General features: G+C 68.0%; 25 protein-coding genes and 2 pseudogenes. 17 read left to right on the top strand and 10 right to left on the bottom strand.

Annotated features, from left to right (window positions below; genetic code table 11):
• Positions 1–2 precede the first annotated feature (2 nt).
• The 5 genes from fabD to JIX56_RS00430 are packed head-to-tail and all read left to right on the top strand — an operon-like array spanning position 3 to position 7,225.
• Positions 3–3,239, top strand: a complete 3,237-nt coding sequence (fabD, locus tag JIX56_RS00450) for an ACP S-malonyltransferase (RefSeq protein WP_257536754.1) — start codon at positions 3–5, stop codon at positions 3,237–3,239.
• A 14-nt stretch (positions 3,240–3,253) separates the two neighbouring features.
• Positions 3,254–4,456 (top strand): cytochrome P450, encoded by a 1,203-nt coding sequence (locus JIX56_RS00445; protein ID WP_257536753.1) that lies wholly within the window; start codon positions 3,254–3,256, stop codon positions 4,454–4,456.
• 14 nt (positions 4,457–4,470) lie between these two features.
• A complete protein-coding gene (panD, locus tag JIX56_RS00440) occupies positions 4,471–4,890 on the top strand; it encodes an aspartate 1-decarboxylase (protein WP_257550683.1) in 420 nt (139 codons plus the stop codon).
• Between the two features lie 31 nt (positions 4,891–4,921).
• Positions 4,922–5,878 (top strand): class I SAM-dependent methyltransferase, encoded by a 957-nt coding sequence (locus JIX56_RS00435; protein ID WP_257536752.1) that lies wholly within the window; start codon positions 4,922–4,924, stop codon positions 5,876–5,878.
• A 9-nt stretch (positions 5,879–5,887) separates the two neighbouring features.
• The gene (locus JIX56_RS00430; protein WP_257536751.1) at positions 5,888–7,225 is read left to right on the top strand and encodes an acyltransferase domain-containing protein; all 1,338 of its coding nucleotides are present in this window, start codon (positions 5,888–5,890) and stop codon (positions 7,223–7,225) included.
• Here the strand turns inward: JIX56_RS00430 and JIX56_RS00425 are convergent.
• From JIX56_RS00425 to JIX56_RS00410, 4 genes are read right to left on the bottom strand one after another with little or no spacing between them, the layout of a single operon-like run.
• Entirely contained in the window at positions 7,217–7,774 is a 558-nt protein-coding gene (locus JIX56_RS00425; RefSeq protein ID WP_257536750.1) for a DUF2087 domain-containing protein, read from the bottom strand. The genes JIX56_RS00430 and JIX56_RS00425 overlap by 9 nt on opposite strands.
• The gene (locus tag JIX56_RS00420) at positions 7,771–8,103 is read right to left on the bottom strand and encodes a DUF6204 family protein (RefSeq protein WP_257536749.1); all 333 of its coding nucleotides are present in this window, start codon (positions 8,101–8,103) and stop codon (positions 7,771–7,773) included. The genes JIX56_RS00425 and JIX56_RS00420 overlap by 4 nt, the downstream gene beginning before the upstream one ends.
• Positions 8,104–8,139: 36 nt before the next feature.
• A complete protein-coding gene (locus JIX56_RS00415) occupies positions 8,140–9,804 on the bottom strand; it encodes an MFS transporter (protein WP_306819811.1) in 1,665 nt (554 codons plus the stop codon).
• Positions 9,805–9,861: 57 nt separating this feature from the next.
• Positions 9,862–10,569, bottom strand: a complete 708-nt coding sequence (locus JIX56_RS00410) for a TetR/AcrR family transcriptional regulator (RefSeq protein WP_257536748.1) — start codon at positions 10,567–10,569, stop codon at positions 9,862–9,864.
• 119 nt (positions 10,570–10,688) lie between these two features.
• On the opposite strand from JIX56_RS00410, the gene JIX56_RS00405 reads away from it, so the two are divergent.
• From JIX56_RS00405 to JIX56_RS00360, 10 genes are all read left to right on the top strand, one after another.
• The gene (locus JIX56_RS00405) at positions 10,689–11,906 is read left to right on the top strand and encodes a cytochrome P450 family protein (RefSeq protein WP_257536747.1); all 1,218 of its coding nucleotides are present in this window, start codon (positions 10,689–10,691) and stop codon (positions 11,904–11,906) included.
• Positions 11,907–11,946: 40 nt separating this feature from the next.
• Positions 11,947–12,729 (top strand): HipA family kinase, encoded by a 783-nt coding sequence (locus JIX56_RS00400; protein ID WP_257536746.1) that lies wholly within the window; start codon positions 11,947–11,949, stop codon positions 12,727–12,729.
• A complete protein-coding gene (locus JIX56_RS00395; protein WP_257536745.1) occupies positions 12,726–13,121 on the top strand; it encodes a DUF3037 domain-containing protein in 396 nt (131 codons plus the stop codon). The genes JIX56_RS00400 and JIX56_RS00395 overlap by 4 nt, the downstream gene beginning before the upstream one ends.
• Before the next feature lie 59 nt (positions 13,122–13,180).
• Positions 13,181–14,545 (top strand): crotonyl-CoA carboxylase/reductase, encoded by a 1,365-nt coding sequence (gene ccrA / locus JIX56_RS00390; protein ID WP_257536744.1) that lies wholly within the window; start codon positions 13,181–13,183, stop codon positions 14,543–14,545.
• A gap of 33 nt (positions 14,546–14,578) precedes the next feature.
• Entirely contained in the window at positions 14,579–14,746 is a 168-nt protein-coding gene (locus JIX56_RS00385) for a methionine adenosyltransferase domain-containing protein (RefSeq protein ID WP_257536743.1), read from the top strand.
• A 72-nt stretch (positions 14,747–14,818) separates the two neighbouring features.
• A complete protein-coding gene (locus tag JIX56_RS00380) occupies positions 14,819–15,664 on the top strand; it encodes a phytanoyl-CoA dioxygenase family protein (RefSeq protein ID WP_257536742.1) in 846 nt (281 codons plus the stop codon).
• Between the two features lie 94 nt (positions 15,665–15,758).
• Entirely contained in the window at positions 15,759–16,109 is a 351-nt protein-coding gene (locus JIX56_RS00375) for a hypothetical protein (protein ID WP_306819810.1), read from the top strand.
• A gap of 562 nt (positions 16,110–16,671) precedes the next feature.
• Entirely contained in the window at positions 16,672–16,896 is a 225-nt protein-coding gene (locus JIX56_RS00370) for a hypothetical protein (protein WP_257536741.1), read from the top strand.
• Positions 16,897–16,907: 11 nt separating this feature from the next.
• A complete protein-coding gene (locus tag JIX56_RS00365) occupies positions 16,908–18,851 on the top strand; it encodes a helix-turn-helix domain-containing protein (protein WP_257536740.1) in 1,944 nt (647 codons plus the stop codon).
• A 186-nt stretch (positions 18,852–19,037) separates the two neighbouring features.
• Entirely contained in the window at positions 19,038–19,775 is a 738-nt protein-coding gene (locus JIX56_RS00360) for a dienelactone hydrolase family protein (protein WP_257536739.1), read from the top strand.
• A 478-nt stretch (positions 19,776–20,253) separates the two neighbouring features.
• Here the strand turns inward: JIX56_RS00360 and JIX56_RS00355 are convergent.
• Positions 20,254–21,186 (bottom strand): annotated as a pseudogene (locus tag JIX56_RS00355) (DNA polymerase III subunit alpha); the annotation flags it as partial.
• Between the two features lie 48 nt (positions 21,187–21,234).
• On the opposite strand from JIX56_RS00355, the gene JIX56_RS00350 reads away from it, so the two are divergent.
• A complete protein-coding gene (locus JIX56_RS00350) occupies positions 21,235–21,588 on the top strand; it encodes a DDE-type integrase/transposase/recombinase (protein WP_443031719.1) in 354 nt (117 codons plus the stop codon).
• Here JIX56_RS00350 and JIX56_RS00345 read toward each other — a convergent pair.
• Together JIX56_RS00345 and JIX56_RS00340 are read right to left on the bottom strand one after the other, a co-directional pair.
• Complete coding sequence (locus JIX56_RS00345) at positions 21,492–22,028, bottom strand: nucleotidyltransferase domain-containing protein (protein ID WP_257536738.1); 537 nt, start codon at positions 22,026–22,028, stop codon at positions 21,492–21,494. The genes JIX56_RS00350 and JIX56_RS00345 overlap by 97 nt on opposite strands.
• 256 nt (positions 22,029–22,284) lie before the next feature.
• Complete coding sequence (locus tag JIX56_RS00340; protein ID WP_257536737.1) at positions 22,285–22,737, bottom strand: hypothetical protein; 453 nt, start codon at positions 22,735–22,737, stop codon at positions 22,285–22,287.
• A 259-nt stretch (positions 22,738–22,996) separates the two neighbouring features.
• Here JIX56_RS00340 and JIX56_RS00335 point away from each other — a divergent pair, with 259 nt between their 5' ends.
• Positions 22,997–23,506 carry an SUKH-4 family immunity protein gene (locus JIX56_RS00335; RefSeq protein ID WP_257536736.1) on the top strand — a complete coding sequence of 170 codons (510 nt, stop codon included), beginning with the start codon at positions 22,997–22,999 and terminating at the stop codon, positions 23,504–23,506.
• 23 nt (positions 23,507–23,529) lie between these two features.
• On the opposite strand, the pseudogene JIX56_RS00330 reads toward JIX56_RS00335, so the two are convergent.
• From JIX56_RS00330 to JIX56_RS00320, 3 genes and pseudogenes are all read right to left on the bottom strand, one after another.
• A pseudogene (locus tag JIX56_RS00330) lies at positions 23,530–24,135 on the bottom strand (transposase); the annotation flags it as partial.
• 283 nt (positions 24,136–24,418) lie between these two features.
• The gene (locus JIX56_RS00325; RefSeq protein ID WP_257536734.1) at positions 24,419–24,847 is read right to left on the bottom strand and encodes a nucleoside deaminase; all 429 of its coding nucleotides are present in this window, start codon (positions 24,845–24,847) and stop codon (positions 24,419–24,421) included.
• Positions 24,844–25,719: a TIGR03619 family F420-dependent LLM class oxidoreductase gene (locus JIX56_RS00320; protein WP_257536733.1), complete on the bottom strand. Its 876-nt coding sequence runs from the start codon at positions 25,717–25,719 to the stop codon at positions 24,844–24,846. The genes JIX56_RS00325 and JIX56_RS00320 overlap by 4 nt, the downstream gene beginning before the upstream one ends.
• Positions 25,720–25,746 lie beyond the last annotated feature (27 nt).

The following is a 25,746-nucleotide window of genomic DNA, read 5'->3' as shown; positions in this document are numbered from 1 at the left end:
CCATGCTGACACCGGTCTTCCTCTTCGCGGGCCAGGGCTCCCAGTACCACGGCATGGGCCGGTGGCTCTACGGTGCCGACCCGGTCTTCCGCGACACTCTGGACTCTCTGGACGCGGTGGTGCGCGATGTCCACGGCGACTCGGTCATCGCCGCGATCCACGGCGACGGCCGCGGCGCGGAGACGGCGATGACCCGTCTGTCGCTCACGCAGCCGGCCATCTTCATGGTCGAGTACGCGCTGGCCCGCATGCTGCGCGCCCGCGGCTTCGAGCCGGAGCTGGTGCTCGGCGCCAGCCTGGGCGAGGTCGTCGCCGCCACGGTGGCCGGCATTTTCGACTCCGAGGAGTGCCTGCGCTCGCTGCTGGACCAAGTGGCGCTCTTCGAGGCGGAGTGCCCGCGCGGCGGGATGCTGGCGGTCCTCGCCGACGCCGCCCTCGTCGACCGCGATCCCGCGCTGGCCGGGGCACATCTGGCCGCGATCAACGGGCCGGACAACTTCGTGCTCGCGGCCACGGCCGACCGGCTCGACGACATCGAGCGCCACTTGAACGCCTCAGGTGTGCTCTGCCAACGGCTTCCGGTGCTGTACCCGTTCCACTCACCGCTGATCGACGGCGTGCGCGACGCGTTCACGAAGCTCGTGGGCGGTCTCACCCCGCGACCCGCCACGATCCCGCTGATCTCCGGAACGACCGGTGCCGAGATACACCGCCCCGACTCGGACCACTTCTGGCAGGTCCTGCGCGAGCCGTTCGACCTGACACGAGCCCTCGAACCGCTGCTGGCCCGCGACGACCTGCTCTTCCTGGACCTGGGCCCGTCCGGGTCGATGGCCAACCTGGTGCGGGCGCGGCTTCCCGAGGGCAGCCGGTCCCGGGTGTTGCCGCTGCTCTCCCCGTACGCCCGGGACGAGGTGCTGTACCAGGCGGTGCTCGACACCCGCTCGCTCATCGCCGCACCGGCTCGACGAACCGAGGTGACCACCATGACCGTTCAGACGCCCGTGGCCGACCCCGCCACCCCGGGCGACGGCTTCGACGTCTATGTCTTCCCCGGCCAGGGTGCTCAGGCCAAGGGAATGGGCCGAGACCTGTTCGACCGGTTCCCCGAGCTGGTCGAACAGGCCGACGCCGTCCTGAGGTACTCGATCCGGGAGCTGTGCCTGGAGGACCCCGGCCGCAACCTGCGCGACACCCGGTACACCCAGCCCGCCCTGTACGTGGTCGATGCCCTCACCTGGCTGGCCGCCCTGCAAGAGGGTGGCCGCCTGCCCGACTACCTGCTCGGGCACAGCCTCGGTGAGTTCGCCGCCCTGTTCGCCGCGGGCGTGTACGACTTCGAGACCGGGCTGCGCCTGGTCGCCGAACGCGGCCGGCTGATGGGACAGGTCACCGGCGGCACGATGGCGGCGGTCTCGGCCGTCGACGCCGACCTGGTCCGGGAGGTGCTGCGCGACGCCGAGCTGTCCGGACTGGACATCGCCAACTACAACGCGCCGACCCAGACAGTCGTCGCGGGCCCGGCCGACGCGGTCAACCGTGCGCTTGCGGTGTTCAAGGACAAGGGTGCCCGCTGTGCCCCGCTCAACGTCAGCGCCCCCTTCCACAGCCGCTACATGGCGCAGGCCGCGGAGGAGTTCGGGCGCCTGCTGGATGCCACGACGTTCGCCGCCCCGAAGATCCCCGTGATCAGCAACGTCGACGCCCGGCCGTACGCGCCGGACGCCGTGGCCGCCACGCTGCGCCGCCAGATCGTCTCCCCGGTGCAGTGGACTGACAGCATCCGGCTGCTGATGGGCCGAGGTGACTTCCGGGTCCGTGAACTGGGCCCGGGGCAGGTGCTGACCAAGCTGATCGCCCGGATCAGGGAGGAGGCCACACCGCTGCGACCCGAGCCGGAACGGATCGTGGCGCTGACCGAGCCGGTGAGTGCTCCGGCGCCGCAGCGCGCGGAGCTGGGTTCGGCGGCGTTCCGGCGCGACCACGGGGTTCGGCACGCCTACGTCGCCGGTGGCATGCACCACGGCGTCAGCTCCGTCGAGCTGGTCGCCCGGCTGGCCCGCTCCGGCCTGCTCGGCTGTTTCGGTGCGGCCGGGCTCCCGCTCGCGGACGTCGCCGGCGCGATCCGCGGCATCCGAGCGGCAGCCGGGGCCGCCGCGCCGTTCGGGGTCAACATCACCTATGACCCGTTCAACCCGCGCGCCGAGGCCGACCTGGTCGACCTGCTGGTCCGTGAGAACGTGTCCCTCGTCGAGGCGGCCACCTATGTCGAGGTGACCCCCGCGCTGGTGAGGCACCGTCTGACCGGTGCCCGCATCCTGGCGGACGGCACCGTGCACGCCCCACGCAAGCTGCTGGCCAAGGTGACCCGCCTGGACACCGCCCGCCTGTTCTTCGCGCCGCCGCCGCGCTCTCTCGTGGAACGGCTGGTCGACGACGGACTGCTCACCGCCGAGGAGGCCGCGGCCGGCGAGCGGATCGCCCTGGCCGACGACATCTGCGCGATCGGCGACGGGGCCGACTACACCGACCAGGGCGCACTGCCCGCGCTGCTGCCCTCGGTGCGCCGGCTGCGGGCGCAGCTCGGCGGGGTCGCCGTCGGCGTACGCGTCGGTGGCGGTGGAGGCATCGGCTCTCCGGAGTCGGCCGCCGCCGCTTTCGTACTGGGCGCCGACTTCGTCCTCACCGGATCGATCAACCTCTGCACCGCCGAGAGCGGGCTCAGCGAAGCTGCCAAGGACCTGCTGCCGAACCTCGACGTGCACGACACCGCGTACGCCCCGTACGGCGCGCTGTTCGAGCTTGGCGGCCGGGCCCGGGTGCTGCGGAAGGGCGTCCTCTTTCACGTACGCGCCGGCAAGCTCTACGACCTGTGGCGTACCTACGACTCCTGGGACGCCGTGCCCGGCCAGATCCGGTCCCGGGTGGAACGCGACTACTTCGGCGAAGGCTTTCAGGAACTGGCGTCGCGGGTCGTCCCCGCCGACGAGCCGGCCGACCCCAAGCGCCGGATGGCCCTGGTCTTCCGCTGGTACTGCGCCCAGGCCCAGCGGTGGGCGATCGAGGGCACCCCGGAGCGCGTCGCGGACTACCAGGTGGCCTGCGGGCCGGCGCTGGGCGCCTGCAACCACTGGCTGCGCGGCACCCCGTACGAGGCCTGGCGCGACCGGCACGCCGACGAGCTGGCCGACCGACTCATCACCGAAGCCGCCGAGATCGTCGGGTCCACCGGCGTCTAGCAAAGGAGAGCGTTGTGTCCGAGACCGTTCGTCCCGTCGACGGCCTGCCCATGACCCGTGGCACCTGCCCGTTCGACCCCGCACCCGAACTCGCCGAACTGCGCGCGGAGCAGCCGGTGGCCCGCATGGTCTTTCCGGACGGCCACCTCGGCTGGCTGATCACCGGCTACGACCAGGTCCGCCGACTCCTCGCCGCCCGGGGCATGAGCTCGCGTGGCGACCTGCTGCGCACCCCGATTCCGCTGCCGATGGCCGGGGACCGGACCGACTTGGCGCCGGGGATGTTCACGGCGATGGACCCGCCGGAGCACACCCACTACCGGCGCCGGCTGACCGCCTGGTTCTCGGCCCGCCGCACCCGGACCATGGAGCCGAGGCTGGCCGAGCACGTCGAGCTGTATCTCGGCAAGATGATCGAGGAAGGCGGCCCCACCGATCTGGTCGCCGCGTTCGCCGAACCGGTCGCCGGGCTGGTGATCTGCGAGTTGCTCGGTGTCCCCGCCGACCGGCGGGACGTGTTCGTCAAGGGCATCAAGGCGCTGCTGACCGTCCACTCCAGCGCGGAGGAGGCGATCGCCGGCTGGCAGAACGTCGGTGGGCAGCTGATGGAACTGATCCGTTCCAAACGCGAAGAGCCCACTGACGATCTGCTCGGCACACTGGTCGCCGACGGCGATCTCAGCGACGAGGAACTGGCGACCATCGGCAGCGTGCTGCTCGTGGGCGGCTACGACACCAGCAAGAACATGATCGCGCTGGGCACCTTCGCCCTGCTGGCACATCCGGACCAGTACGCGGCACTGGCCGCGGACCCGGGGGGCCTGGGCGCGGGCGCGGTGGAAGAACTGCTGCGTTACGTGACGGTCATGCACGCCGGCTCGATTCGTGCGGCCGGCGTCGACATGGACTTCGACGGGCACCGCTTCACCGCAGGCGACGCCGTGTCCCTGTCACTGGCCGCGGCGAACCGGGACCCGGCGCTCTGCGACGACCCGGACCGCCTCGACATCACCCGGCCGCCGGTGCCGCATCTGTCGTTCGGTTACGGCATCCACCAGTGCGTCGGGCAGCAACTGGCGCGACTGGAACTGCGGATCGCGTTCGAGGCGCTGGCCCGGCGGCTGCCCGAGCTGCGTCTGGCGACACCCGCGGACCGGATCCGCACGAACCCCGAATCGATCATCTACGGCGTCCACGAGCTGCCGGTGACATGGTGAACGGAGACCACCCGGTGTACCGAGAGATGCTCAAGTCGAAGATTCACCGTGCCACGGTGACGCAGGCGGACCTGCACTACGTCGGCTCGCTCACGCTCGACTCGACGCTGATGACCGCCGCGAACCTGCTGCCCGGAGAGAAGGTCGACGTCGTCGACATCGACAACGGCGCCCGGCTCAGCACCTACGTCATCGAGGGGCCGGCCGGCAGCGGCGTGGTCGGCATCAACGGCGCGGCGGCCCGGCTGATCAGCCCCGGCGACCTGGTGATCATCATCTCGTATGCGGCGATGACCGAGGAACAGGCTCGCTCGTACCGGCCGAGTGTGGTCTTCGTCGACGGCGGCAACCGACCGCAGAACGTCGGTTCCGACCCGGCCGAGGCACCCGACGGCGCCGACGACCTGATGCGCGGCGACACCGTCAACGCGTGACCGCACCGATCCGGCGAACTCGGAGACCACAATGAGCCAACCCGATGTGATGACCGCCTTCACCGCCGGTCTGGCGGACATCAACCTCGACGAGTCCAGAGCACCCAGCTCGGGGGTGAAGGCCGCCGGGATGAAGTCGGCCAGTTCCTCCATCTACGACATGGCGGCCACCCTGTCCGGCCGCGGCGAACTGTGGAACTGGGGGATGTACGACCCTGACCTGGCAGCCGAGATCGAGGCCCGGCTGCCCGGGTTCACCGAGTTCGGCACCGACGGTTTCAGCGAGCAGCTCTACTACCTGGCCCTGCGCGATCTTCCCGACGGTCTGGACGGGTGCGCCGGCCGGGCGGTCCTCGAGGTGGGCTGCGGGACGGGCGAGGGGCTCAACTTCCTGTCCCGGCTCGTTCCCGGCGCCCGGATGACCGGCCTGGACCTGTCGCCGAAGGCGATCGCCCGGGCCGAGGCCACTCTGGCCCGGGGCGAGAGCCTGCGCTTCGTGCACGGCGACGCCGAGAAACTGCCGTTCGAAGACTCCTCGGTGGATGTGCTGATCAACATCGAGAGCTCGCACACGTATCCCGATCTGGGCCGCTTTCTGCACGAGGCCGCGCGGGTGCTGCGTCCGGGCGGGACGCTGTCCCACATCGATGTGTTCACCCGTCAGCGGCTGCGGACGATGCGCGGGATCACCGAGGAGATGCCCCAGCTGAAGTGGATCACCGATCACGACGTCTCCGGTGAGGTCCGCGCCGCAGTGCGCCGCCGGATGGCCCCGGGCAGCCGCTTCCGCCGCACGCTGGACCGGCAGCGGATGAACCCGCTGGTGCGCACGATCGCCACGCACAGTCAGATCCTGATGTTCGGTGGCATGTTCGCCGACTACCAGCCGCCCGCCTCGATCAAGGTGCTCAGCCGACTGGGCCTCGTGCCGTGGATGAGCGGCCTGCCGATGGAGAGCTACCGGCACCAGGTCGCCGTCCGAGTGTGAGGGGGAGAAGTGACCGTACGGCTGTTCGCCGTCGCCGCCGAGACCGAGGACGGCCTGCTCGCCGCGATCCGCGGGCACGCCGGCCGGATCCGCGCCGGCCGGGATCTGCCCTCGCTGGCCCGGTACTGCCACGACGCGGCAGCCGGGACGACCGGCCTGGCACACCGGGCCGCTGTCGCCGCCGAGTCGTACGACGACCTCGCCGAGGGCCTGGACAAGCTGGTGCAGGGGTGGGCCGACCGGGCGTCGGCTCCGTCGCCGTCCCGCCGGCCGGGACTGGTGTTCGTCTTCGCAGGTCAGGGCGCTCAGTGGGACGGCATGGGCCTGGAGCTGCTGGCCACCGAGCCGGTATTCCGCGCGGCGCTGCGGCGCTGCGACGAGCGGGTACGTGAGCTGGCCGGCTTCTCGGTGATCCAGCAGCTGCGGGCCGGCCCGGCGGTGTCGCGGCTCGGTGAGATCGACGTGCTGCAGCCGACGATGGTGTCGTTGCAGATCGCCCTCGTGGCCCTGTGGCGCAGTTGGCACGTGGAGCCGGACGCGGTGACCGGGCACAGCATGGGTGAGATCTCCGCCGGGTACGCGGCCGGAGCGCTCACCTTCGACGACGCCCTGCTGATCGCATGCCGCCGCAGCGCTCTGCTGCGGCGGATCGCCGGCCGGGGTGCGCTGGCCACCACCGAGCTGTCACCCGAGGCCGCGCACGCCCTGGCCGCCTCCAGCGGAGGCCGTATCTGCGTCGCCGGGGAGAACAGTCCCCGCTCGACCGTGCTGGCCGGGGACACCGACACGCTGACCGCTGTGGTCGAGGACCTCGACCGGCGCGGCGTCTACTGCCGGATGGTGCGGGGCACGGTCGCCTCGCACAGCCACTACGTCGATGAACTCCGCGACGACCTGGCCACGGCGCTTGCCTCGCTGAGCCCGGTGCCGTCACGGGTGCCGTTCTACTCGACCGTGACCGCGGCGCCGGTGCCCGGCACCGAGCTCGGGCCGACGTACTGGATGCGCAACCTGCGGGAGCCGGTCCGGTTCGCCGCCGCCACCGGCCGGCTGGCCGAGGACGGTCATGAGATCTTCGTCGAGGTCAGCACCCATCCGGTGCTGCTCAGCAGCCTGCGGCAGACGCTGGAGAGCGCCGGACGGCCGGGGGAGGTGCTGCCCTCCGGCCGCCGGCGGACCGAACGCCGGGCCATGCTGTCGTCGCTCGGCACGCTCTTCACGTACGGCCGCGACACGCACTGGCCGATGTCCGCCCCGCCGGCGCCGGTGCTCACGCCCTACCAGGCCGCCGTCCTGGAGGCCGTCCGGTGCCCGCGGCCCTCGCCGGTTGCGGCGGGCTCAGGATGACTGCCGGGGCCCGACGAGGGAAACGAGCCGGTAGGCGCCCGACGCGCGGTGCAGGAAGCCGTCGTCGACCAGGAACCGCCGCAGCGAGACCGGGTCCACGGTGGTGCGCTCGCACCACGGCCGCAGCAGATCGGTCACGGTGCGTTCGTCGTACTCCCGGTCGGCCTCGAAGGTCGTCGCCGCCACATGGTGCAGCACGGCCCGCCGGGTCTCGTCGTCGTCCTCCGGCAACCGGACCAGCACAGTGCCACGGACGTAGCCGCGCAGCCCGGGATCGGGCTGTTCGGCCTCCGCCTGCTCCCGCTGACGGCGTCCGGCGATCTCGGCCGCGGCGTCCAGGGCGGCCTCGTCGACGGCCAGCCGACCCCGGCCCTGGGCGACGACCAGGCCTTCGCGCAGCAGTCGGCCGATCGCCGGGGCGGCCTCCGGGGCGGCGAGCCCGGTCGCGGCGAGAATCTCCGCGGACGTCGACGAGCCCAGGGCTATGGCCGAGAAAACCCGCCGCAGAGCGGAGTCGGAAAGGAGAACGGTGAATGTCTCGGGCGTCATCGTCCCCGCCGCTTGATCTTGATGTTTTCCAGGTCGGTGCAGACGGACCGCAGATCGCGCACATCGGCGCCGAGGTCCCGGACGGCGGCCGTGGCCAGTTCCTCGGCCCCGGCGATGACCTCGTCGATCTTGTCCTCGGCGTCGGCCTTCACGACACAGCGGAAGGTGAAGGTGAGCAGGGTCCGCTCATAGGTGACGGTGCCCTCCTCGGTGAACTTCGACTGGAACAGATCGTGCTTGTCGGCCACGGCCAGCAGCTTGGCGCGCTGCTCGTCGTCGAGCGGCGCGAATTTGCCGTAGACGATGATCTGGTAGTTCTTGCGGGGCATGGTGGTGCACCTCCGGGGTCGGGGGAACGGGGACGGTCAAGACGCGCCCAGCCGCCGCGGTTGCCGCGGCAGCAGGAACAGCAGGCAGATCACCGCGGCCAGGCCTGCGGACGCCCAGTAGAGCGCTTCGCTGAAGGTGGCGATGAACGTCCCGGAGTTGATGTCGGTCAGGGCGTTTCCGATCGCGGTCTGCTGGGCGGGGTCATCGGCGCCGAGGGCGCGGCAGGTCTCGGGCACGGCGGTGAGGTCGGCCTGGCTGTGGGCGTCGACGGCGCAGGCGCGGATTGCGTCCTGCTGCGAGGCGACGGCCGGGACGCTCGCCAGCACCCGGTCGGCTTGCGTGCCCGCATGGGAGGCGAGGCCGGAGAAGAAGATCGCACCGATGACGGCCACGCCGAGGGCGGCGCCGAGCTGACCGGCCGCGTTGATCAGGCCGGACGCCGCGCCGGCCTCCCGCGGCTCGACATCGTTGATGGTCATGCCGGTCAGCGGGGCCAGCAGCATGCCCATGCCGGAGCCGAGCAGCAGCATCGGGACGACGGCGTGCCAGGAGGTGATCCCGGCCCCGGCCAGGTGGGCGATCCACGCGTACAGCAGGAGCCCGGCCATCATCAGCAGCGCCCCGGCGAACAGGCAGTTGCGTCCATAGCGGGGGAACAGCTTGCGGACGGCGAAGTTGCCGGCGATCGGGACGCCCAGCGAGAACGGGATCGCGGTGAGACCGGTGTGCAGCGCCGACCAGCCGAGACCGCCCTGCAGATAGAGCGTCCAGCTGAGGAAGAAGCCGGCCGGGATGCAGCTGAACAGCAGCTGGGCGCCGACCCCGGCACCGAAGGTCCGGATCTTGAACAGGGAGAGGACGACCAGTGGCGATCCGTCCTTGGCGGTCTTGTACCGCTCGTAGTACACGAACGCCACGAGGACCGGCACGGAGGCGATGAGCGAGGCGATGCTCCAGGCCGGCCAGCCGAGTTCGCGACCGCGCAGCAGGGGCAGCAGCAGCAACAGCAGGCCGGTGGTCACCAGCACCATGCCGACCGGGTCCAGCCGGGTGGCGCGGGGCGACTTCGACTCGCGCATCCACATCGCGCCGGCGATCAGGGCGGCCACGCCGAACGGCAGGTTGACCAAGAAGACGGTCCGCCATCCCAGGCCGCCAGGATCCCAGGAGATCAGCACGCCGCCCAGCAACGGTCCGGCGACGATGGCCAGGCCGATCATGCTGGCGTACAGGCCGACGACCCGGCCGATCTCCTCCGCCGGGAAGGTCACATAGATGATCGCCAGGACCTGCGGCACCATGATCGCGGCGGCGATGCCCTGCAGGACCCGGGAGACCACCAGGACTTCGGCGCTGGGTGCGAAGGCGCACAGGGCCGAGGCCACGACGAAGCCGGCGACGCCGAACAGGAAGGCTCGCTTGCGGCCGAAGATGTCACCGAGACGGCCGCCGGTGATCAGGGTGACCGCGAAGGACAGGGTGTAACCGACGTTCAGCGCCTGGACGGCGGCCGAGGAGGCGCCGATGTCCTCCTGGATGCTCGGGATCGCCACGGTGACGATGTTGACGTCGAGCAGGTCCATGAAAGTCGCGGCAAGCAGGACGATCAGCGCCAGCCAGCGCTTGGGGTCCGGACCGTCGGCGGCGACGGGCGGTCCGAGAGCCGCCTCCGCCGTCGTCGACTTCGCTTCCTCGCTCATGGGGGGTACTCCAGTTCTTCGGTATGGCGTGGCCGGGAGAAGGGACCGGCCGACGGCTCAGGGGGTGGTGCCGCTCTCCGGGGCGGGCGGACCGGTGGGTTCGGTGGTCCCGGCGCGGGCCAGCGCGGTCCACGACCGCATCAGCAGATCCACCACGTCCATGACGCCCCCGGCCGGGCTCTCGCCGGCCGAGAGCACGCGCTGGATGGAGAGCCCGTCGTCCAAGGCGTGCACGATCAGGGCAAGCAGCTCCACCGGCGCGGGCGGGGTGACCGAGCGGGCGGCGAAACCCTGCGTGAGGGCCTGGGCCATCGCCTCGCGGGAACGGCGCTCGCGGTCGGCCAGCACGGACAGCACTGCCGGATCGCGCATGCCGTAGAGCCACAGCTCGGTGCGCAGGGCCAGCCAGCTCGCGAAGTTCTTGTCCCGCTCGCGGTGCCAGTTGCGCAGGTGCTCGATCGTCTCCTCGAACGAGTCGGCGTTGGCGCTGAGTGCCTGGACCTCGGCCAGTTCCCGCTCGGTGCGCTGCTCCAGGAGGGCCAGGATCAGCTGTTGCTTGCCGTCGAAGTTGCCGTAGAAGGCGCCCCGGGTGTACCCGGCGCGTTCCACGATCTGTTCGACCGAGGTGCCGTTGACGCCGCATTCGGCGAACAGGTCGGCAGCTGCCTGCAGCAGCTCCTGGCGCGTGATTTCCCGGCTCTCTTGCCGGGTGAGTCGTTTGCTGATGATCGGCCTCCTTCCGAGAACTCGGATACAGTATCGCATTCTGATACAGTCCTGCATCTGAATATCGCATGGTTCAACCCGGGGTGTGCCCCGCCGCTCGCCGGCGGCCCCCGTCAAGACCCGGATCAGCGTTGTGAAGCTAGCGAATGGGGATGTTGGTGACCGGAACATTCGATTGGACGGACGTCGAGTTCGACCTGTCCGACGTCAATTTCGTGACCGACCGCGAGGCGGGGGAACGCTGGACAGGAGCGCCCCGACCGGTGTGCCCGGGCCGCTTCTCCGACGGCAACGACGTCTACGTCGTCACCCGTTACGAGGCGGTCCGCAGCCTGTTCGCCGATCGCCGGGTCAGCAACCACCCGCCGGAGGGCGTCCACCTCGACAGCATGCGCCGCCGCGGCGTGCCCGAGGAACTGCTCAAGTACTTCGACTCGACGATCATGACGATGGTGCCGGAGGACCACCAGCGCGTGCGGTCCCTGATCGACCGGGCGTTCTCGGTGCGCCGGGTCAAGTCCCTGCGCCCCCGGATCGAGTTGCTCGCGGACCAGCTGCTCGACCGGATGGACCCCGAAGGCGAGACGGACCTCGTCGCCGAGTACGCCCACCCGATCTCCACCACGGTCATCTGCGAACTCCTCGGCGTCGACGACGAGTACCGCGACCAGTGGCTGAAGTGGTCCGAGGCGTTCACCACTTTCGTCCGCCCCGACCCGGAGATCCTGCCGCCCGCGCTGCACGGCATGGTCGACACGGTCATCCGGCTGATAGGCGCGCGCCGCGCCCAGCCCGGCGACGACCTGATCTCCGACCTGGTCCAGGTCAGCGACGAGACCGAGAAGCTCGACGAGGTCGAACTCGTCGCTCTGGTCCTGGTTTTGGTGCAGGCCGGCCTCGACACGGTCCGGCACTCGATCTCGCTCAGCTTCTTCAACCTCCTGACCCACCCCGACCAGCTGGAGCTGGTCAGGACGCAGCCGGAGAACACCGTCCGGGCGGTGCGCGAGCTGATGCGCTACTCCGGCCCGATCAAGATGGCCTTGCCGCGCTTCGCCGCGGAGCCGATCGAGATCGACGGGGTGACCATCCCCAAGGACGGCCAGATCCAGCTCGTGGTCGGCGCCGCAAACAACGACCCGGAGCGCTTCACCAACCCGCGCGTCCTCGACGTCACCCGCGCCGACAACCCGCAGCTCAGCTTCGCCGCCGGCGACCACTTCTGCCCCGGGGCGTCGCTGGCCACGGCGGAGACCGAGATCGCGCTGAACAAGCTGTTCGCGCGCTTCCCCGACGTGCGTCTGGCCGCCGACCCCGACGACGTCGGCCCGCGCTTCCTGAAAGCCGTCACACGACTGCCCGTCCGGCTCGTGTGACCACCGTTTCCATGCCCGACAACGACCAGCAGGATGAGTTGTGTTGCAAACAGTATTAGGAACGCAGTACCTGACCCCTCTGCGTGAGGGCGGATCGCTGCCCGGCTTGGTGGAAGCCGACAACGACGGCGTCTACGTCGTGAAGTTCCGTGGCGCCGGCCAGGGCACTGCGGCCCTGGTCGCGGAGATCGTCGTCGGCGAGCTCGGCCGGCGACTCGGCATCCGCGTCCCCGACCTCGTCACCGTCGACATCGACCCGGAGATGGCGCGCCGCGACCCCGACCAGGAGATCCAGGAGCTGCTGCGGGCCAGCGCCGGCGAGAACCTGGGCATGGACTTCCTGCCCGGGTCGGTCGGTTACGACGGTGTCGGGTGGGAGCCGCCCGCCGAGGAGGCCGCCAGGATCTACTGGCTGGACGCGCTGACCGCCAACGTCGACCGCACCTGGTCCAACCCCAACCTGATCATCTGGCACCGCCAGCTCTGGGCCATCGACCACGGTGCCGCACTGCTGTTCCAGCACTCCTGGCCGGCCGTCGCCGCTTGGGCCGAGCGCCGGTACGACCTGTCCCAGCATGTGCTCGCCGACCTGGTCGCCTCCCTCGACCCGGCCGTGCTGGCCAAACTCGACGCCGAGCTCGCCGAGACGGTGACCGCCGAGGCGCTGACCGAGATCACCGCCCTGGTCCCGGACAGCTTCCTGCTGGGCATGAACTCCGTTCCCCAGGACGCGAATCCGGCCGACCTGCGGCAGCGCTACGTGGACTACCTGCTCACCCGATGCGCCGGCGCCCGCGCGTGGTGGCCGGAGGAGGACGCATGACCACCGTCACGCCGTCCGTCCTCAGCTTCGACTACGCCCTGCTGCGTGCCGTCCCGCGAGTCGACCGCAGCGAGCAGATCAACGTCGGGGCGCTGCTCTACTGCCCCGGTGCGGACTTCCTCGGCGCCGCGGTCCATATCGACGCCGATCGGCTTCGCGCGCTCGACCCCGACATCGACATCGACATGGTCACCGCGGCCCTGGACACCATCCGCGCGGTGTGCGCGGGCGGCCCCGAGGGCGGTCCCGCCGGGGCCGGCACGCGCGGGGCGCGCTTCGGCTGGCTCACCGCACCCCGCAGCACCGTGATCCAGACCAGCCCCGTGCACGGTGGACTCACCACCGATCCGGCCGCCGAGCTCAAACGCCTGATGGGACGGCTCGTGCACTGACCCGGGCGGCGGCCCGCCGGTCCCCCTGCTTCCGCAGTCGCGTACACGGAGGAGCACAGATGCAAGACATCATCAGCGCCGTTCTCGACCCGGACACCAGGCCGGAGGACTTCGCCGCACTGCCGGTTCCGGAGAGCTATCGCGCGGTGACCCTGCACGCGGACGAGGTCGAGATGTTCGCCGGAGTCGCGGCCGAGGACCGCGATCCGCGCCGGTCGGTGCATCTCGACGAGGTCGCCGTTCCCCAGGTCGGGCCCGGCGAGGCGCTGGTGGCGGTGATGGCCAGCTCGATCAACTACAACACCGTGTGGTCGTCGCTGTTCGAGCCGTTGCCGACCTTCACGTTCCTGGCCCGGTACGGCCGCCGCTCACCCCTGGCCCGTCGTCATGACCTGCCCTACCACGTCATCGGCTCCGACCTGTCCGGAGTCGTGCTGCGTACCGGGCCCGGCGTGTATGCGTGGAAGCCCGGCGACGAGGTCGTCGCGCACTGCCTGTCGGCCGAGTTGGAGGCACCCGACGGGCACAGCGACACGATGCTCGACCCGGACCAGCGCATCTGGGGTTACGAGACCAACTTCGGCGGCCTGGCCCAGCTGGCGCTGGTCAAAGCGAACCAGCTGATGCCCAAGCCGGCGCACCTGACATGGGAGGAGGCCAGTACGCCCGGTCTGGTCGCCTCCACCGCGTACCGGCAGCTGGTTTCCCGCAACGGCGCCCAGATGAAGCAGGGCGACAACGTGCTCATCTGGGGCGCATCCGGCGGGGTGGGGGCGTTCGCGACGCAGTTCGCGCTGGCCGGCGGCGCGAAGCCGATCTGCGTGGTGTCCAGCCCGGCCAAGGCCGCCGTCTGCCGGGCGATGGGCGCCGTCGCGGTCATCGACCGTGCCGACGAGGGCTACACGTTCTGGAAGGACGCATACACCCAGGACCCGGCGGAATGGAAAAGGTTCGGCCGCCGGATCCGGGAGCTCACCGGCGGGGAGGATCCCGACATCGTCTTCGAACATCCCGGCCGGGACACCTTCGGCGCCTCGGTGTACGTCACCCGCAAGGGCGGCACCATCGTGACCTGTGCATCCACTTCCGGCTACCGCCACGAGTACGACAACCGCTACCTGTGGATGTCGCTCAAACGGATCGTCGGATCGCATTTCGCCAACTACCGGGAGGCGTGGGAGTCCAACCGCCTCATAACCAAAGGCAAGATCCACCCCACCCTCTCCCGAACGTACGCCCTGGAACACGCCGGTCAGGCAGTCGACGCCGTGTACCGCAACCGGCACATCGGCAAGGTCGGCGTGCTGGCCCTGGCACCGCACGAGGGGCTGGGCGTCCGCGACACCGCGATGCGCGACAAGCATCTCGACGCGATCAACCGCTTCCGGAAGACGGAGTCGCCCCGAGACCGTGAACTCGTATGACCGGCGATCCCCCGCTGAACGAGGAGACACCACGTGCCCGTACGCGATGGCGCTCTCCACGTCGTGAGCGACCTCTACATCAAGGAGGTCTTCGACCTGCGCCCCCGCCGCGCTCATCCGCGACCTGAACTGCTGCGCCCGGTCTACCAGCAGACCGCGACGTACGGGCACTTCGGCCGGGAGCTGCCGGACCTGAAATGAGAGAGCACCGAGCGCGCCCAGAGCCTCAAGGACATCGCGTCCTGACCGCACGCCTTCATGGAGGGGAAACAAATGACCGACAAAAACCTCGTCACGGTCCGCTCCGACGCCGATCTCGACCGAGTCTGCAATCTCCTCGAACAGGATGGTGCAGTCGTCGTGGAGGAGTTCCTGGACCCCGACACCCGACAGGCCCTCTGGGCCGACCTGGGTCCCGCGCTGGAGAAGTTCGGCTACGGCGACAATGAATTCTCCGGCCACAAGACCAAACGGATGTCCTCGCTGTTCGCCCGTAGCCGGCACATGGCCGCCGTTGCGCTGCACCCGTTGTTCCTCGGTGCTGCCCGCCGACTCATTCAGCAGCCCGTGCCGGTGTGGTTCAGCGGTCAGCAGGTGAACATCTCACCCAACATCCAGGTGAGTGCAACCCAGGTGATCCAGATCTGGCCCGACGAGGGTGCGCAGTGGCTGCACCGCGACGATACCTCTCACCTGCGGCCCTACCCCGCGCCCACCACCCGGGTCCAGGTCATGGTCGCGATGACCGATTTCACTGCGGAGAACGGCGCGACCATGACGATCCCGGGAAGTCACCGCTGGGACGACGAGCGGGCACCGCAGCGCGACGAGGCGGTGCCGGCCGAGATGCCGGCCGGATCCGCGCTGATCTGGCTCGGCGGTCTCTATCACGGTGGCGGGCGTAACGCGTCTACCGAGCCGCGTACCGGGCTGACCCTGTCGTATATCGCCGGCAACATGCGACAGGAGGAGAATCAGTATCTGGCGGTGCCGATGGATGTGGTCCGCGAGTACCCCGAAGAGTTGCAGCGTCTGCTGGGCTACGACGTCTGTCCTCCATTCCTCGGCTGGTACGAATCCAGTAACCCGCACACCCTGCTCGCCGAGCGCGCCGGTTGACGAGTTTCCCGTGTCGGCCGTCATCCGCCTTCGACTTCCGAGCCACGTCGCACCTCCTGGGTAACCGTTTTCAGGCTCGAAGTGGGAGGAGTACATGGGCAGGATCAGTGAGACCGACCGGACGCGAAACGAGGAAGCGATCCGGGCCGCCATGGATCGGCTCCTTCGCGGCGAACTCCCGCCTGGCGGACGATGCGACCTTAAGACCCTCGCAGCCGAGGCTGGAGTGACCCGCACCGGTTTCTATCCGAAGAAGGACCGTGATGGCAGCGTCAGAGAAGGGCCCTACCAGCACCTCGGCGACGAGTTCGTACGACGCCTGGTGGCTCTCCGGGAGGCCGGGAAGATGCCGGACCCCAGAGACGCTCAGATCGAGCGTCTGAAGGCCCAGAACGCCGAGCTGAAAGAGCGCGTCGCCGACAGGGATAGGACCATCGAAGACTGACTCAGTTCAAAAAGCTCGCGTTGTCCCGGCTTGCCGCCCAGCATGGGTAAATTACCCATTTGCGCGGCATTCTGCCTGACGCCCGCCTCATCGTCGTTCCCCGCGGCTCCACACCCATCGGGTCCAGTAGCTGACGCGTCAGGTCCGGTTGTAGCCCGTGCCTGCCTTGACGCAGGTCAAGGCAGGCACGCAGATGGCCGGCGCACTCCTAATGCGCCTGCCTAGGATGCGTCGCGCGGTGGCGTCCGAGGCTAGCGATCCCGCAAACAGCTTCCCCGGACAGGCTCCAAAAAGGCAAGTTCAACCTGGGACACCCTGGAACGCATTTGGCGCGTAGGTCGCTCCGCTCTGCGCGGCAATGACCGTGACCAGTGCAAACGGCCACCAAGCGGTCTTTGGGACAGCTTGGAACGACCTTTTGAACCCCGGATTCCGGTTGGTCCACAGCATGCACAGTGGGGCAGTATCTATTGCATACGCCGCACCACTGAGGGCTCCTAACCCTGTCTGCGTGGTACGCGGTGGCGTCCGAGGAAGCCGTCCGTTCTAGAAAGGCTCTGTCGTGAGTCGAGTTGTCCCTCGTATCGGTCCGACGATCCGCCGTGTCCGAAAATTCGGCATTGTTGCTGCCGTGGTAATCGTCGTGATTTTTGCTTTCTGCTCCACGACTTGGGAAATCCCTTCCATGGTCGAGATTGAGTTGATCACAGCAGTGATCAGCATGGTTTCTGCCCTGATTGGACTTCTCGTGGTGCTGGCACCTCGGTCGAAGTCCCAGGTCGCCTGACGAGTTGATCGATGGGGCATCACGTTGAGAAATCGACGGCTCCAACGCACAGTTTGCGCGATGTGGCGCGACAGCTAGAGCTGTCGCGCCAGCAAGCTGCGCTTTCTTATGGCCGGCTGTCCGCGATGACCGGATATGGCAAGTCTACTTTGCACCGGGCTTTGACCGGTAAACGCTGTCCGTGGGAAGTCGCCGAAGCCATCGCGAAAGCGTGCGGAGCGAAGGTAGACGAAATAGAGAGGGAATGGCTTGCGGCACAGAGTCATCTTTCGCCGGCACCGGCTCAGCCTAACCCTGACGCAATCAATACGTGGAGTGATCTCTACTCGGCAATGAAAGTGCTGCTGGCCAAAAGTGGGTTAAGCCTGCGGCAACTTGAACTTCGGGCAGGTTCGGGAAGGTTACCGAGAACCACAGTGAACGAGGTCCTGCGAGGTCATCGTCGGCCTCGCGAGGAAATGCTGCTCGATTTCGTCCGAACACTGGATGGAGAAGGCGAATTATCCACGTGGGGGGCGGCTTGGCAGAGGGCCCACGCCAGCCGCAGTAGCGGCTGGACACGATCGCACGAGCCGATTCTCGTCACACCCTCAGCCCGCGTTCTGAGCGCCCTGGGAGACATCGACATGAGCGAGGTGAACTGCTTTGCCGAGCTAGTGGATAACGCCATTGATGCCTGGGCGGCTGACAGCGAATTGATGGGCGCAATACCTAGGATATCGATCCATTTCGAGAGGGATGCCGCGCGGCGCCGGCAGGACATAGTTATCATCCGGGACAACGGCCCAGGAATGGATCGCGAAACTCTGACGAGCGCCGTGGCCCTATCGTGGGTGGGGCGCGCCAGGCAGGCAGGGTTGGGCCTGGGCTTCAACATAGCCACTGCCCGGCTAGGGCGGTACATCACAGTCCGAAGCGCCAAGATCGACAGCCCTGCGTGGACGGTACTTACGATCGATCTCTTAGGCATGAGTCAAAGCGGTAAATGGGATTTGCCGGTGATGACCCAGGAGAAAATCGAGTCGGACGACCATGGCACCGAAATCACGATCAGAGGCCTGCGGGAACCTTGGCAGGAATCCAAGGGGGGCGCGCTACGGAGACATTTGGGGGATCTGTATAGCTATCCGATCAGATCGGGCATGTTGGCGATCGAGGTGAACGGGCGTCAGGTGGGACCTCGCCAGCCCTGCATCTGGGGAGAAACTCGCTCGGTCTCTAGGCGTGGCGGGCCCGTCGGCGCGATGGTGAAAATCGACGTGCCGCTTAGCGATGCAGCGCTTTGCCTCGATTGCCAACACTCCAACCCGGCGAACTCGGAAGCGTGTTCGTGGTGTGGGAATTCCGGCCTCATGGTACAGCGGCGGAAAGTGTGGGGTTGGATTGGCGTCCAGCGATATCTGGACTCAAGCGATTACGGGATCGATTTCATACGCAACGGTCGGAAGATTCTCAGGCGCGACAAGAGCCTCTTCAGCTGGGAGGATCCGGATACGCATAGCAGTCAACTGGAATATCCGTTGGAAGTTCCCGGGAATCGGGGGCGGATCGTTGGAGAGGTTCACTGTGACCACGTCCCTGTGAGTTACAGAAAGGACGACTTCAATCGTGATAGCGCCGAGTGGCGAGCAGTTGTGGGCATCGTGCGCGGCGAAGGTCCTTTGAGGCCACTTTACGGCCGAAAGTATGGTTATCCAGTGAACGATAGTCCGCTGGCTGTAATCTTCAGGGCGTTTTATCGCAATGATCCGGGCCTCAAATGTCTAATTCCTGGCGACGGGATGAGGGCGATTCACTCGCAGGCTGCCGAATGGGCGCGTCTCTTTCATGGCGGAGTGCCGGAATATCAAAGTGATGAAGCGTGGTACCGGGCGGCTCAAGTGCATGATCAGATTCGTACTTCGGGAGGATCCGGCCTGGAACCCCCTGCTCATGAGATCGGTGGGTTGATCTGACGTCGAATGGTTGTGTCGGGAGCGGCTCGCTTTGGGGTGTGACCGAGGTACGCGCCAAAGGGGCAACGAAATGATCTTGAAGCCCTGAGGGCTCGGCCCCCCCCATTTCAGAGGGACACGCGCGCTGTTCTGCCAGCGGCAGAACACCGGCCGGACCGGGCTCGACGATCACTACAGTCCAGTCTCATGACGGCGATTACGACGCGTACGGTCGAGTACCCGGCGGACGGTTTGACGATGATCGGGCACCTCGCGCTCCCGGCCGGAATCGACCGCCGACCCGCGGTGCTGCTCGGACCAGAGGGCATGGGGCTCAGCGACGTCGAGCGCCGCCGGGCCGATGCTCTCGCCGAGCTGGGATATATAGCGCTGGCCTTCGACCTGCACGGCGGGCGCTATTTGGGCGACCCCGAGGAGATGCTGGCCCGTTGCATACCACTGCTCTCTGATCCCGACCGGATGCGGGGCATCGGCCATGCGGCGCTCGATGTGTTGCGCACCGAACCGCGGACCGACCCCGACCGGATCTCCGCCATCGGCTACGGCACCGGAGGCGCCGTCGGGCTGGAACTCGGGCGCGACGGCGTCAACCTGCGCGCGATCGGGACAGTCAACGCACTGACCACGGGCCGACCGGGCGAGGCAGCGCGCATTCGCTGCCCGGTGTGGGCCGGCGTCGGGTCGGAAGACCCGATCATGCCGCCCGCACAACGGAACGCGTTCACCGCCGAGATGCAGGCCGCAGGCGTCGACTGGCGCCTCGCGGTCTACGGCGGCGCCTTGCACGCCTTCCACCACCCGCCGGTCGACCACCCCACGGTCCCCGGCGTCGGCTACCACCCACAGCACGCGCAGCGAGCCTGGCGCGACGTCGTCGACCTGCTCGCCGAGTGCCTGCCCGTGAAGGAGGATCTGGGGGCATGACCCAGGCGAACATGCTGGCGCTAGGCCTGGTCGGCGTCGGGCACTGACAGTCTCCTCTCCTCAAGTCCGCACAGCAGAACCACATTCGGGCGGATACTCGATCGCGGAGACGTATTCACAACTGCCGGAGTAATACCGGATTTACTGCGACGGAGCCCCTGCCGTGATCGTCGCGATCTGCGGGGGTCCGTTCCGGCCGCCAGGGCGAGGTGTACGCATTCACTGCGGCTTCACTGTGCTGGCCACGTGCGAAGTCGCATCAAGATCAACTCATCGCCCCTTTGGTGCGTATCTCGGCTGTACCCCGCTTTGAGTCTCAGGGCGCGACCTGGACGGTGATCAATCACCGCAAAGGTGGCATTCGACAGGTTCGTCATCGAGACACTGATCTCCGGAACTACGCAACACGACTCTCCGCCCCGAACCTGATGAAAGAGACATGACCAGCGCGGGGACACGCTCACTGCTGAAACAAGCGCGGCCACATCCCCGGATCATGCTCCAGCAGCCCCGCATACAGATACGCCGGGAAGTGCGCCTTCAGATACGCGGACTGCAGGGCGGGGACGGCGAAGGCCACCGCGTGCGCGCGGCAGAAGCCGTACGCGCCGAAGGAGGCGATGATCTCCCACACCTCGTGCACCGCCGTGGCGTAGCCGCGCTCACCGGCCGTGCGACGGAACCACATCTCGACCTTCGGCAGCCGGTCGGGGTCGGCCAGGGCGCGGCGGGCGACGTCGCCGGCAGTGCGGTCGCAGCCGGTCATCGTCGTGAGGATCGCGATGATCTGCTCGTGCCAGATGCCCACGCCGTACGTATCGGACAACACCGACTCCAGGTCCGGGTGCGGGTAGGTCGGGGTGGCGCCGTGCCGGGCCGCGATGAAGAGAGCGGGCATGCCTCCGGAGACGGGGCCGGGCCGGAAGAGGCTGATGTCGGCGATGACGTCCTGCATGTGCCGGGGCTGCAGACGGCCCACCAGATCCTGCTGGCCAGGACTTTCGAGCTGGAAGAGGCCGACGGTGTCCGAGGCCCGGATCATCTCGAAGGCCTGTCTGTCGTTGAGGTCGACGTGGTCGGGGTTGTCGAGATCGATCGCGCGGCCGGTGGTGCGGCGGATCTCGGCGACCGCGTGCGCCATCGCGGACTGCATCCGAACACCGAGCACGTCGAGCTTGAGCAGCCCGAGGTCTTCGACGTCCTCCTTGTCGGCCTGCACCATCGGATACCCGGCCGGGGTCGGCTGCACCGGCAGCCGGTCCAGCAGCGCCGCGTTCGAGATGATCACCCCGCACGGGTGCATGGCGTACCCGCGCGGCAGCGCGTCCAGGCCCTCGGCAAGCTCCCACAGCGGCCCGAACTTCCCTGCCTGCGCCGAGAGTTGCCGCAGCTCCGGCAGCTCGGCCAGCGCGCCGGCCTGCACGGTCTTCCCGGCAACCGGCGCCCTCGCGCCAAGCACGTGACCCCATCCGTCACCGACCTGGTGGAGCGGAACTTCACCCGTCACGCCCGGGACCAGCTATGGGTCACGGACATCACCGAGCACCCCACCTTTGAGGGCAAGGTGTACTGCGCGGTCGTCCTGGACACGTTCTCGCGGCGTGTGGTGGGCTGGTCGATCGACGCCTCACCCACCGCGGCACTGACGACCAACGCCCTGGCCATGGCCATCGGCAACCGTTCCCCGCGGCCGGGTGGCACCATCATCCACTCCGATCACGGAGTGCAGTTCGGGTCCTGGGCGTTCACCCAGCGCGCGAGGGCATCCGGGCTGCTGATGCCGAAGGCGCGGCGGAGTTGCGCCATGTCGTGACGATCGCGTTCCGAGGGCTCGTAGCCCTGGTGGAAGTAGACCTGCTGTTCGGCGGACAAGCACGGGACTGGCGTCCCGTGGATGGTGCCTGTCACGAAGCATGAGGACGGGTAGGTGAAGGGACGCTCGGGTTCGGGTGATGCCTGCACTGCTGAGCCGTCGTCGGCGAAGACCAGCGGGTGGAGGTCGATCTCTCGTCCGTCCGGTGCCGTCACGACGAATCGGATGGGCCTCCAGTTCAGGGTCTCAACGAAACCGGCCTCCTGGAGGGCAGTCAACACGGCGTTTTCCTGGTCCTGGCGGTGCATCAGGTCCAGGTCGCGGTGGTCTCGCGTCTGCTCGCCGATCAGAGAGTCGATCCCCCATCCTCCGCCGATCCAGACGTCCGCCTTCGCCTGTCGTAGCAGGGCGAGGACGAACAACACGTCGTCAGCTGTCATCACCTGACGCAGGCTAGAAGCGTCCGCCCAAGGCCGCGAACGTTTTCCTGTCCTTCAGCCTTCCGCTGGCGACCGCACTGTGACTGGTCGAGATGGATGGCACCGGCTCAGCGGCCGACCTGGGCTTCAGTAGCTCAGTGGTCACGCTGCTTGTCACCAGATGGTCGGTCTTGTTGTCACCTGCTGCGGCTTGTCAGCTCAGTTGTCACCGAAGCGGACGGCGATTCCACTGCTCGAAAAAGGTTCCACCGGACGGTCAGAAGCTCCAGCTGTAGAGGCCACCACCCGTGCTCACCGCCGACGCCGCGAGCCGGGCAACTCCCTGCAGTACCGCCAGTAGATCATCGTCGGTCATATCGTCCCCGTCGGCAGATTTGAGTCTCGTGGTCCAGCGACCTGCTAGCTCCTCCAGTTCGGTGGGGCCGGCATTGGCCAACGCCCGGGTCAACCGCTGCGGTAGAGCGAATACCTCAACGCCATCGTTCAAGGGGGCGGTGACCCAATCCGGCCACGACCACCCAAGGAGCTGCTCAAGCGGCGGGACCTCGGCCGAGGGCTCCTCGAAGTACATGTCCCACTCGGCGATGGCACTGTCTGGCTCGATGAAACGGCAGGTCACAGACTCAAAGGCCCGACCAGGTCCCTGCAGGCGCGTCGCAGCGGCAGTCTCGTCGTCGGGAGCGAGGAAGAACACTATGTCGTGGGCCATCTCGGCATCATGGCAGCCCGCCGTACTGGCGCCGGTGACAGGTATCGCGACCAGTCACACGCACCCTCAGTCACCAGATCTTCGCCCGCCAACCAGAATTCAAATCCGCCAACTAACAATCAAAGTCACAGGTCCCGGCCTCCGCTCTGTCAGCTACTGCACTTGATTGGGTGATGTCGGGACCGGTCGACCGGCCTGAGTCGCCCGTCTCGCGGGCCTTTGGGTGTTGCCGGGCTGTCCGTCGGGAGAGGATCCTCCCGTGAGTCAGCCCCTGCCGCAGTTGCCGAAGCCCGAGTTCGTCTTGGTCTCCATTGAGGCCCCACCCGAGGTGCCCACCCAGATCGCTGTCGATCTCAGGGAGACTGGCATCCCAGGCGGGTTCATCGGATACGAGTACCGGCCGCTGAGCGAGCCGGTGTACTTCGGAGGCATCGGTGAGCGGGGGCTGGTCGCCATCGCGACGAGTGGCCTGTTTGGACGCATCGCCGTCGACGTGGCCAGTGGTCACCTGGTGCAGATTCCCATGACCGAGTCAGCGACAGTCAGTCACGTGAACAGAGACCTCGGCGCCTTCAACCGATCCGTCGCGGCCGTGATCGCACGCTTCCCGTTCTATGCAGAGGGCGACGAGGAGAGATGCGAGGAGGTGGCGGAAGAGCTGCGCGATCTCGTCTCCCGCATCGACGAGACTGCTCTCGTTCACGACGGGTTCTGGGAGACCTTCTGCGACGACGTGGCGATCGGGGACTACGCGGACTGGGATGGGTGATCTGGGACTGGTCCCCGCTCCGGTCAGCCGTCCAGGCTCAGGCCGGTGGCAGCGATGCAGCCGTCGACGAGGTCGGGGCGGTACTGGATCCCCTTGAGTCGACGTTTCGCGGCTCTGGTGATCTCACCGAGGTCCGCGGCAGCCAGGTTGCCCAGGTCGCGCTTGACCAGCGCCCAGATGCCCTCGGTCGGATTGAGGTCAGGGGCGTAAGCCGGGAGTTGGAACATGGTCAGCCACTCGGCATTCGCGTCGATGAATTCCTTCATACCGGCGGTCAGGTGGAGGCGGACGTTGTCCCAGACCAGCACGATCGGGCCCCCGAGCTGGGTACGAGCGCGGACGACCAGGTCGCGGAAATCCCGCCAGCCGAAGCCCTTCGGCTCGTCCTTACGGCCCCGATACTCGCGGATCGCATAGATGAGCCGGGACCGCCGGCCCGGCTTGAAGCAGGCCATGCCCGCCATCGACACCCGCCCGGAGCCCCGGCCCCGCACCCGCACGACCGGGGTCTGACCCACCCGACCCCAGGTCCTGGCACGCGGCGGAGTCATCGACTGCCCGGCCTCGTCCTCAAAGACGATCCAGGCGCCGCGCTCCGCCGCGATGCTCTTACCCGCGGCCAGGTCTCCTGCACCGGCAGGCGTGGCCGCCCGCCTTGCTGAGGCGATGGCCCGGGCTGGCGTGCAAGGGTAACCGGCCGGATTAGGTCGACGACCGGCCCATCGCCGTCACCGGAAGCGACGACAACACCGTCCGCGTATGGGACCTCACCACACGTCCTGTCCCCTCCGCGTCGTGGCCGTCCACGGTGTGGGCTATCACGCTGGCCGTTCCATAGGTGTGGCTCCTTTGGAGGGGCGAGCGTACCCAGGTGCGTTCCGCTGGTGGCGGGCTCTGCCCTGGGCCCGGCGGTCAGCGGTAGTAGGGCTCGACCGCGGCCCGTACCTCGTCGAGCAGCGCGGGGCCGTCCTGCGGCACGGGCGGTCGGCTGCTGCCCGGCCTGATGTCCAGGAGCTGTTCGTTGGACAGGGCGAACACCACTCGCCGCAGTCCTGCCCATTGGATGACGGCATTGCACATCCCACACGGCTGGCAGCTGGTGTACATGGTGGTGCCTGCCGCCGTCTGCGCGTCGAGTTCTCTTGCGGCCCACCTCGCCAATTTGAGTTCCGGGTGTGCGGTGACGTCGTTGTCGGTGAGGGTGGTGTTGTGCTCCTCGGCCAGGATCGTCCCGTCCGGTCCTGCCAACAGAGATCCAAAGGGCGGGTTGCCGCTCGTGCGTGCCTTGGCCGCGAGAGAGATGGCCTGTCGGAGGAGGGTGTGGTCGTCGGGTGTGGTCATGACTGCTCCATCGTGGTGCGGGGTGGGGTGTTGGGCGGGAGAAGGTGCACGGCCACGGTGGCGAGGGCTTGCCAGGCCGCCTGCGGGTGACATGTCGCGTGGGGGTCGCCCTGGTAGGTGTCGAGGACGACGGACTTGGCGCCCAGCAGCCGCAGTTGGTCGAGGTCGTCCATGATCTGGTCGATGGTGCCCTCACCGGCGAGCCGTCCCGCTCCGTCGACCGGTTCCTTGGTGAGTCGCAGGGCGATGCGGGGAGCCAGGGCGGGCACGGGCAAGTGTTGCTCGTCCGTGTACGTCTGCAGCCTGCCTGCGGCTTCGCGCAGCCACGGCATGGTGGGGTGCAGCGGATGCCATGCGGCTCCGAGTCGTACGGCCCGGCGCAGCCCCGCGTCGCTGTTGCCGCCGACCCACACCGGGATCCGGCGGTCTCCGTATGAGGCGGTGTCCTTCCAGGCGGCCCGGATGTCCCGCAGGTGGCTGTCGGTCAGCTGTCCGCGCTGTGAGAACGGGATGTCGAGGGCGGTGAACTCCTGCCGCGCCCAGCCCACTCCCACGCCGAGGATCAGCCGGCCGCCGCTCAGCTCATTCAGATTGGCCGCCATTCGGGCGGTGAGCAGCGGGTGCCGGTAGGGAGCGATGAGGACTGTCGTGCCGAGCTGGATACGGGTGGTGAGGCTGGCCAGCCAGGACAAGGTGGTGAAGGGCTCGTAGAAGGGGGCCGGGTAGCGCTCGGCGACATCCGGCGTAATGGCTATGTGGTCCGAGATCATCAGTAGGTCGAAGCCCAGGCCCTCCACGGTCTGGGCCCAGCTTCGCAACACTCCGGGGTCGGTGCCCGGGCCGAAATTGGGGACGTTCACTCCGATCTTCATAGGGCCCAACCCTAGGCAGGGCGTATG

Origin of the sequence: Streptomyces sp. CA-210063 (assembly GCF_024612015.1) — a bacterium.
Classification (GTDB): Bacteria; Actinomycetota; Actinomycetes; order Streptomycetales; family Streptomycetaceae; genus Streptomyces.
This window is presented reverse-complemented; position numbering and strand designations above follow the sequence as displayed.